Annotated in this window: 8 protein-coding genes; 5 read left to right on the forward strand and 3 right to left on the reverse strand. The window is 76.4% G+C overall.

The annotated features are described in order from the left end of the window. Nucleotides 1-6 precede the first annotated feature (6 nt). From AB7J25_RS16400 to AB7J25_RS16415, 4 genes are read left to right on the forward strand one after another with little or no spacing between them, the layout of a single operon-like run. Nucleotides 7-2,520 (forward strand): DUF4118 domain-containing protein, encoded by a 2,514-nt coding sequence (locus tag AB7J25_RS16400; RefSeq protein ID WP_428509885.1) that lies wholly within the window; start codon nt 7-9, stop codon nt 2,518-2,520. Beyond that, complete coding sequence (locus tag AB7J25_RS16405) at nt 2,517-3,212, forward strand: response regulator (protein ID WP_428509887.1); 696 nt, start codon at nt 2,517-2,519, stop codon at nt 3,210-3,212. Before AB7J25_RS16400 ends, AB7J25_RS16405 begins: the two co-directional genes overlap by 4 nt. Nucleotides 3,213-3,255: 43 nt before the next feature. After that, a complete protein-coding gene (locus tag AB7J25_RS16410) occupies nt 3,256-3,918 on the forward strand; it encodes a potassium channel family protein (protein ID WP_428509889.1) in 663 nt (220 codons plus the stop codon). A gap of 4 nt (nt 3,919-3,922) precedes the next feature. Next, on the forward strand, nt 3,923-4,576 hold the full coding sequence (locus AB7J25_RS16415) for a potassium channel family protein (protein ID WP_428509891.1): 654 nt from the start codon (nt 3,923-3,925) through the stop codon (nt 4,574-4,576). A 24-nt stretch (nt 4,577-4,600) separates the two neighbouring features. Here the strand turns inward: AB7J25_RS16415 and AB7J25_RS16420 are convergent, their stop codons facing one another. Beyond that, nucleotides 4,601-5,230, reverse strand: coding sequence for a DUF3159 domain-containing protein (locus tag AB7J25_RS16420; protein WP_428509893.1), 630 nt, complete (start codon nt 5,228-5,230; stop codon nt 4,601-4,603). A gap of 41 nt (nt 5,231-5,271) precedes the next feature. Beyond that, nucleotides 5,272-5,658 (reverse strand): OB-fold nucleic acid binding domain-containing protein, encoded by a 387-nt coding sequence (locus tag AB7J25_RS16425; RefSeq protein ID WP_428509902.1) that lies wholly within the window; start codon nt 5,656-5,658, stop codon nt 5,272-5,274. A 104-nt stretch (nt 5,659-5,762) separates the two neighbouring features. Between AB7J25_RS16425 and AB7J25_RS16430 the strand changes: the two genes are divergently transcribed. Further along, entirely contained in the window at nt 5,763-6,644 is an 882-nt protein-coding gene (locus AB7J25_RS16430; RefSeq protein ID WP_428509895.1) for an alpha/beta hydrolase, read from the forward strand. Nucleotides 6,645-6,655: 11 nt separating this feature from the next. Here AB7J25_RS16430 and AB7J25_RS16435 read toward each other — a convergent pair. Beyond that, nucleotides 6,656-8,985: DUF3710 domain-containing protein (locus AB7J25_RS16435; protein WP_428509897.1), on the reverse strand; the 2,330-nt coding region annotated here is incomplete at its 5' end.

An 8,985-nucleotide genomic window follows, 5' to 3' on the forward strand; every position in this document is an offset into this window, starting at 1 on the left:
GCATCCATGACCAGGCGCGGCGAGCTGCGCATCTACCTCGGCGCCGCACCGGGCGTCGGCAAGACGTTCGCCATGCTCGGCGAGGGCAGGCGCCGTGCCGGGCGCGGCACGGACGTGGTCGTGGGCGTCGTCGAGACCCACGGCCGCGCACGGACCGCCGAGATGCTCGACGGTCTCGAGGTCGTCCCGCGCCGCACGGTCGTCCACCGCGGCACCGAGCTGAGCGAGATGGACGTCGACGCGGTGCTCGCCCGGCACCCCCAGGTCGTCCTCGTCGACGAGCTCGCCCACACCAACGCCCCGGGCTCGCGCAATCCCAAGCGCTGGCAGGACGTCGAGGAGCTGCTCGACGCCGGCATCCACGTGCTGTCGACGGTCAACGTGCAGCACCTGGAGTCGCTCAACGACGTCATCGAGCGGATCACCGGTGTGCGCCAGCGCGAGACGGTCCCCGACGAGGTGGTGCGCAGGGCCGAGCAGGTCGAGCTGGTGGACATCACCCCGGAGGCGCTGCGGCGACGGATGGCGCACGGCAACATCTACCGCCCCGAGAAGGTCGACGCCGCGCTCGCGCACTACTTCCGCCCGGAGAACCTCGTGGCCCTGCGCGAGCTGGCGCTGCTGTGGGTGGCCGACCAGGTCGACGTGGCGCTGCAGCGCTACCGGGCGGACCGGCGGATCACGGACGTGTGGGAGACCCGGGAACGTGTCGTCGTGGCCGTGACGGGCGGCCCGGAGAGCGAGACCGTCCTGCGCCGCGCGGCGCGCATCGCCCAGCGCTTCGGCTCGGCGGACCTGCTGTGCGTGCACGTGCTGCGCGGCGACGGCGTGGCCGGGGCCCCGCCCGCGGCGCTGTCGCGGCTGCGCAGGCTCGCCGACGACGTCGGGGCGTCGTTCCACACCGTCGTCGGCGACGACGTGCCGGCGGCGCTGCTGGACTTCGCCCGCGGCACCAACGCCACCCAGCTCGTCCTCGGCACGTCGCGGCGCTCGCGGCCGGCACGGCTGCTCGTCGAGGGCATCGGCTCGCGGGTGGTGCAGGACTCGGGCACGATCGACGTCCACCTCGTCACCCACGGCGAGGCCCGGCGCGGCTACCGGCCGGGGCGCCGCCCGGGGCTCTCCCGGCTGCGGGTGGGTCTGGGCTGGGTGCTGGCCGTCGTGCTGCCGGGGCTCGCCACCGCGGTCGGTGCCGTCGCCGGGAGCTGGTTCGGCCTGTCCACGGACGTCGTGCTGGTCCTGCTGGCGATCGTGATCGTCGCGTTGGTCGGGGGGCTCGGCCCCGCCCTGCTCGGCGCCGTGGCGGGCGGGGTGCTGCTCAACTTCTTCCTCACTCCGCCGCGGTACACGTTCACGATCTCCGAGCGGGAGAACCTCGTCACGCTGGTCGTGATGGTCCTGGTCGCGGTGCTGGTGGCGCTGGTGGTGGACGGCGCGGCGCGGCGCGCGGAGCAGGCCGCCCGCGCAGGCACGGAGGCGGCGCTGCTCGCGTCCGTGTCGCGCATCGTGCTCGCGAGCGCGGACCCGCTCCCCCGGCTGCTGGAACGGGTCCGCGAGGCCTTCGCCCTGGGCGGCGTCGCCCTGCTGGAACGCGTCGACGGCCGCTGGATCCGGGTCGCGGGCACCGGGCCGAACGCGTGCGACCGGCCCGAGGACGCCGACGTCGACGTCGAGATCGAGCCGGACGTGCACCTCGTCGGCCGCGGGCGGACGCTGCCGGCCGCGGACCGGCGGCTGCTCGACGCCATCGCCGGGCAGGCCCTGCTCGCCCTGCGCAGCCAGCGCGCCGCCGCCGAGGCCGCGGCCGCGCGGCGCCAGGCCGAGGCGAGCGCGCTGCGCAGCTCGCTGCTCTCCGCGGTGGGCCACGACCTGCGCACCCCGCTGACCTCCATCAAGACCGCTGCAGGGAGCCTGCGGGATCCGGACCTCCCGCTGTCGGACGCCGACCGGGTCGACCTGGCCGCCACCGTCGAGGAGTCCGCGGACCGGCTCACCGCGCTCGTCGACAACCTCCTCGACTCCTCCCGCCTCGCCGCGGGGGCGGTGCAGCCGCGGCTGCGCGCCGTCGGCTACGACGAGGTGGTCGCACGTGCCCTGACCGCCACCGAGGGGGCCGGGCGCGTCGCGCTGGAGCTGGACGACGTCCCCGCCCACGACGTGCTCGCCGATCCGGGACTGCTGGAACGGGTGGTCGCGAACCTCGTCGGCAACGCGCTGCACCACGGTGGCGGCGCGCCGGTCGCGGTGCGGGCCAGCGCGCACGCCGACCGCGTCGAGCTGCGGGTCGTCGACCGCGGGCCCGGCGTGCCACCGGACGCCGTCGACCGGCTCTTCGCCCCGTTCCAGCAGCTCGGAGGCGTCGGCGACCGCAATCCGACGGCGGGGGTCGGGCTGGGGCTCTCCGTCGCCCGCGGCTTCACCGAGGCGATGGGCGGCACCCTGCGGGCCGAGGACACGCCGGGCGGCGGGCTCACGGTGGTGGTGTCGCTCCCCGCGGCGCACGCGGGGGTGCGGCCGTGAGCCTGCCCGATCCGACGTCCGTCCTCGTCGTCGACGACGACCCGCAGATCCTGCGGGCGCTGCGGATCACGCTGCGCGCGGGCGGCTACCGCGTCGACACGGCCGCGAGCGGCGCGGGTGCGCTGCAGGCCGCCGCCGAGCGGCATCCCGACGTCGTGGTGCTCGACCTCGGGCTGCCCGACCTCGACGGCGCCGAGGTCATCCGGCGGCTGCGGGGCTGGTCGACGGTGCCGGTGATCGTGCTGTCCGCGCGCACCGACTCCCCCGACAAGGTCGCGGCCCTCGACGCGGGCGCCGACGACTACGTCACCAAGCCGTTCGGCACCGCCGAGCTGCTCGCCCGGCTGCGCGCAGCGGTCCGGCGGGCCGCCACCGCCACGGTCGAGGGCGACGCGGTGGTCGACGCGGGCGACTTCGTCGTCGACCTCGCGGCCAAGCAGGTCCGCCGCGGCGGGCACGACGTGCACCTCACCCCGACCGAGTGGCAGGTCCTCGAGGCCCTCGTCCGCCGCCGCGGCAGGCTCGTCAGCCGCCGGGACCTGCTGCGCGAGGTCTGGGGCCCCGCCTACTCCACCGAGACCCACTACCTGCGCGTCTACCTCGCCCAGCTGCGCCGCAAGCTGGAACCCGAGCCGTCACACCCGCGGCATCTGGTCACCGAACCCGGGATGGGGTACCGGTTCGAGGTGTGACCGATCCCGGGATAGCGTGCGGACGACAGAGGGAGGATCGCGAGTGTACGTCGTGATCATGGGGTGCGGACGGGTCGGCTCCTCGCTCGCGTCCGGGCTCGAACGGCTCGGGCACGAGGTGGCCGTCATCGACCGCAACGCGCAGGCGTTCCGCAGGCTCGGCCCGGAGTTCCGCGGGCGGCAGGTCGTCGGCGAGGGCTACCACCGCGACGTCCTCGCCGAGGCGGGCGTGGAGCGGGCGCACGCGTTCGCGGCCGTCTCCAGCGGCGACAACTCCAACATCATCGCCGCCCGGGTGGCCCGCGAGAGCTACGGCGTCGAACGGGTGGTCGCCCGTATCTACGACGCCAAGCGCGCCGCCGTCTATGAGCGTCTCGGCATCCCCACCGTCGCCACCGTGCCCTGGAGCACGGACCGCTTCCTGCGGATGCTGCTGCCCGACGGGGTCGCGACGGCGTGGCGCGAGCCCTCCGGCACCGTCGCGATCCTGCCGCTGCCCGTGCACGAGGACTGGGTCGGCCGCCCCGTCCGCGAGCTGGAGGCCGCCACCGGCAGCCGCGTCGCGTTCATCGTCCGGTTCGGCACCGGCGTGCTCCCCCGACCCGACACCGCCGTCCAGGCTGAGGACACCGTCTACGTGGCCGCCCTGTCCGGCACGGTCAGCGATGTCACGGCGGCCGCGGCCGCCCCACCCCAGGAGAGCTGAGCAGATGCGGGTCGCCATCGCCGGAGCGGGCGCCGTGGGGCGCTCGATCGCCCTGGAGCTCGTACCGAAACACCAGGTCATGCTGATCGAACGGGAGCTGTCGCAGATCGCCCCCGAGACCGTCGAGGCCGCCGAGTGGGTGCACGCGGACGCCTGCGAGCTCAGCTCGCTGGAGGACGCCGACCTCGAGAGCTGCGACGTCGTCATCGCCGCCACCGGTGACGACAAGGTCAACCTCGTGGTGTCGCTGCTCGCCAAGACGGAGTTCGCGGTGCGCCGCGTCGTCGCGCGGGTCAACGATCCCCGCAACGAGTGGCTGTTCACCGACAACTGGGGCGTCGACGTCGCCGTCTCCACGCCGCGGCTGCTCGCCGCGCTCGTCGAGGAGGCGGTGGCCGTCGGCGACCTCGTCCGGCTGCTCACCCTGCGGCAGGGTCAGGCCAACCTCGTCGAGGTCACCCTGCCCGAGGACACCCCGCTCGCCGGGCGGCCCGTCCGCACCCTGAAGCTCCCGGCGGACTCCGCGCTGGTCACGATCCTGCGCGGCGGACGCGTCATCGTGCCCAGCCCGGACGACGCCTTCGAGCCGGCCGACGAGCTGCTGTTCGTGGCCACGACGGCCGTGGAGGAGGACATCCGGGCAGCCCTCGGGCACTGAGGCCACTGAGGCCCCGGCAGCGACTCAGGCCGTCTGCGACGTCCGCTGAGCGCGCCGTACCGCCCAGACGGTGCCGAGCAGGGCAATCGCCACGAGCGGGAACCCCATCGCCAGGCGGGCCACGCCCAGCCAGTCGTCCTCCTGGGCGTTGTAGAGCCAGCCCTGCACGACGACGCGGGCGACGAACACCAGCGCCCAGAGCAGCGTCGCGAACGTGTACGCGCGCAGCAGGCGCGGATCGCGCCGCCAGCCCTGCCCGTCGCCGTTGATCGCATGCCAGATCACGCCCGCGAGCGGCCAGCGCACGACGGTCGACGCCAGGAACGCCGCGCCGACCACCGCGCTGTAGATCAGGCCGGGGAGGTAGAACCCCCGCGCCTCACCGGTGCGGTAGGCGATGAAGGCGCACAGCCCCACCCCCAGCAGGCCCGAGACGGCGGGCTGCAGCGCTTCGCGGCGCGCCAGCCGCCAGACCGCGACGAGGACACCCGACGCCAGCGCGGCGATGATGGCGGCCCGGAGGTCGAACGCCACGTTGGTGACCACGAAGACCAGCACCGGGATCGTCGAGGCGATGATGCCCGGCACGCCGCCCATCTGCTCGATGAGCGGCGGGAACGCACGCTCGCGTACGTGCTCCTGCGGCGCTGTCACGGGGAAGCGCGTGGTCGGCGTCTCCCCCGCGGCGTCCGCGTTCAGATCTGGGCCTGCAGGATCTCGTAGTACGGGTTGTAGAGGACCTTCCGGCCGTCCCGGAGCGCCAGGCGGCCGCGCACCCGCAACGTCCGTCCGGGCTCGATACCCGGGATCCGGCGGCGTCCCAGCCAAATGAGCGTGACCCCCTCGGTGCCGTCGAACAGCTCGGCCTCCAGCGATGCCTTGCCGTCCTCGTCGGCCGCCTGCGCGCAGAACTCGACGCTGCGGAGCCTACCGAAGAACGTGACCTCCTCACCGCAGGTGCACTCGCTCGCCCGCCGAGCCCCGGACGCCTCGGCGTCGGAGGTGAGATCGTCGGCGTCGAGGGCCTCGACGTCGCTGGTCAACCTGCGCACCATGCGTCGGAAGACGCCGTCCTTGCCCATCGCTCTCTCCGGCACTTCGTCCCGGGCGTCGCCGTCGTCGGCATCGCCGTACATCAGGGTAACCTCAGCGAAACGTTCGCACGTGTCGAGCGAGGAACTCGTCCATGCCGAAGCCGGTGGGCGGCACCGGGGGTGGTGTCGGCGGGGATCCCGGGAGCGTGCTCTCCGCGGCCGTGAGCGCCGTCGTCCTGCCCGGGTCCGGGTCGGACGGCGACTTCGTCCGCCGCGCCTTCGCCGGACCTCTGCACGCAGTCGGCATCCGGCTCGTCGCCCCGGCACCCCGGCCCGGGCACGAGGTGGTGGTGGGCTACCGCGCGGCGCTCGACGCCGCCGCGGCGCGGGCCACCGCACGGGGGGAGGCGCTGCTCGTCGGAGGGGTGTCGCTCGGGGCGCTCGTGGCCGCCCGGTGGGCGGCGCAGCGGGTGGGCGCAGCTTCGGATCATCGGGAGGGGTCGGGGTGGTCCGGTGCCACCGGCCCGGTCGCGGGGCTGCTGCTCGCGCTGCCCGCTTGGACCGGGGAGCCCGGGGACGCACCGGCCGCGCTGGCGGCCCGAGCGACGGCCGCGCAGGTACGGGCGTCGGGTCTCGACGGGGCGATCAGCGTGGCCCGCGCAGGCGCCCCGGCCTGGCTCGCCGACGAGCTGGCCCGCGCCTGGTCCGGCCACGGCACCGGGCTCGCGGACGCGCTCGACGTCGCTGCCGCCGAACCCGGGCCGGATGGCACGGAGCTCGCCCGGATCGGGGTACCCGCGGGCGTCGTTGCGGCGGCCGACGACCCGGTGCACCCGCTCGCCGTCGCCGAAACGTGGTGCGGGCAGCTGCCCCGCGCCCGGCTGGTCACCACCCGGCTGGCCGCGGTGGGCGCCGATCCCGCGGTTCTCGGGCGGGCCGCCGTCCTCGGCTGGCTGCGCGCCCGCAGCGCGTGCCCGCCCGGGCTGCCCAGCGGCGGGCGGACGGTCGATCCGACACCGGTCCCGGCCGGCTGACGCCGGCCGCGTCACTCCGGACGGCGGTGGCGCCCCTTCGGGTTCGCGGCGCGGCCCAGCGGGCTGTCGAGGAACGCGAGAGCCGGCTCCCCGGGGCGGCGCGGCGGCGCGTCCGGCCAGGCGTCCTCGTCGTTGTGGACGCCGCTGTCGCCGCCGTTGTTGCCGCCGTTGTTGCCGCTGCCGCCATCGGGGATGCCCGGGCTCGCGGTGTCCGCGTAGGAGGCCTCGGGGCGGGGCAGGGCGACACCCGCCCGCCGGGTGCCGTTCGCCGGGGCGCGGAGGCCGTCGTGGCGGGCGCGGTGGGTCCCGTTCCCCCCGCCGTGCGGGTCGGCATCGCCGTGGGCCCAGCGGTCGACCCGGTGGGGGGCCCGGTGCTCCGCGTGCGGCCCGCCGTTCGCGCCACCGAGGGGGTCCCGGTGCCGTCCGGACGACGAACCGTTCCCGTCGCTTCGGGGGACGGCCACGAACCGCGATGTCGCGGGTTCGCCCGGACCGCCGAAGTCGTCGCCATGGGCTTCCTCGGCCCATCCGGCTGCCCGGTCGCGGCCCTCGTCCGCGCCGAGCGGCGCGTCCCCCGTCGCCGGGCGCCGATGTGCCGCCCGGCGCTCGCGCCGCCCCGGGGCCTCCTCGCCGGACGTCGACGGGTACGCGACGGCGGCCTCCGACCGGAGACCCGTGTCGTCGGCGTACTCCGCGCGGCGCTCGGTCGCCCGGCGCGCCGCTCGGCGGCCCGTGGCTGGCGCACCCGCCTGTGGACGGTCGTTCGTCGCGGAGAGGTCACCGGCGGGCGTCGTGGACGGGGCGGAGGGCGAGGAGGGGGGTGAGAATGTCGGCCGCGCGGCCGACCACGCATTCTCGGCGGCGAGTTCGGCGCGCTCGGCGAACTCGGCGAGCTCGGCGGCCCGCCGCGCCGCCCGTCGGCCGGTCCGGGCCTGCGGTGCCTCGCGGCGGTGGAGCGGGTCGGCCGTCCCGTCGGTGCTGCCACGCTCCGCGGTCCCGTCGCCGGGCAGGAGGTCCTCGAGCGGGACGCCGCCGTCCGCGTGCTCGTGCGACCGGCTCGCCGCACGCTGACCCGCGCGCCCCACCGGGCGCGACGGCCCGTCCGCGGCACGGTTCTCCTGCGCGTACCGGACCTCCTCGGTGGGGTCCGGGTCGGGATCGGCGTACCCGTGGTGCTCCGAGGCCCGGTCCGGGCCGTCCGTGGCCGACGCCGTGGCCCACGAGGAACGCGGATCGAGATCGTCGACCGGACCGCCGCGCTGCGGGACCTGCCCTCCGCCGATGTCGCCGAACCGATCTCCCGGCCGGGGATCGAACGGGTCGCGACCCGCCGCCGAGCGGTCGGAACCGTCCTCGGGCTCTGGCCACCCGACCGCCGCGAACCGGCTCCGGCCGACCTCGCCCGCGCGGGCGTCGACCGATGCCGTGCCGTTGCGTGCCGTGCCGGTGCCTGGCGTGCCGGTGCCTGCCGAGCCGGTGCGCGGCCACGCGACCGGCCGGGCGGGCGGGAGCGCGGGGAACCGCTCGGTCGGGGCGTCGGGGGCGGGACCGACGACCGCGGGCAGGAAGGTCGTCGCCGCGAGCTCCCCGGCGCTGCCGGGACCGGGATCCTGCGACACTGCGAGACTGTGGGGCGGGACGGGACTGCGGGGCGGGACGGCCGGCTGGTCCGGGACACCGAAGCGGTCGCCCGGGCCCGGCAGCGCCGCGGCGGGCCCCGCGTCGCCGGCACGGCGGCCGAGGTTGCGCCCGGCCTCGGCGTACGCGTGCTCGGCGGCGGCACGTCGAGTGGCGGCCCGCTCCGCCGCGGCCCGCCGCCGCGCCGCACGCTCGGCCGCCGCCCGCTCGGCCAGGACCCGCTCCTGCGCTGCGGCCCGCTCCGCCGCAGCCCGCTCCGCCGCAGCCCGCTTCGCCGCAGCCCGCTCCGCCGCAGCCCGCTCGGCCGCCGCACGTTCTGCCGCAGCCTCGCGAACAGCAGCCTCGACCGCGGCGTGCTCGGCGGCCTGCGCCTGCTGGGCTTCCTGCGCCTCCAGTGCCTCCGCGGCGATCCGCTCGCGCTCCGCGCGGGCGTCCCGCTCGGCCTGCATCTGATCGGGCAGTTCGAGCGGCAGCACCGTCCGCACCGGATACGGCGCCGGACCCCGGACGACCACCGTGGCCGTCAGCAGGCGGCGCAGCTCGCGGTCGAGCATCCGGGCGTTCTGGGCCGGCCCGGTGGCGACGCCGTAGACCATCCACCGGGGCCCGTCCACCCCGACGAACACGGAGACGGCCTCGCCCGTGCGGGCCCGCAGCTCGCGGCCCCACCGGCCCTGGACGGAGCGGACGCGGGCACCGGCCT

The sequence above is a fragment of the Pseudonocardia sp. genome, from assembly GCF_050246655.1.
Taxonomy (GTDB): domain Bacteria; phylum Actinomycetota; class Actinomycetes; order Mycobacteriales; family Pseudonocardiaceae; genus Pseudonocardia.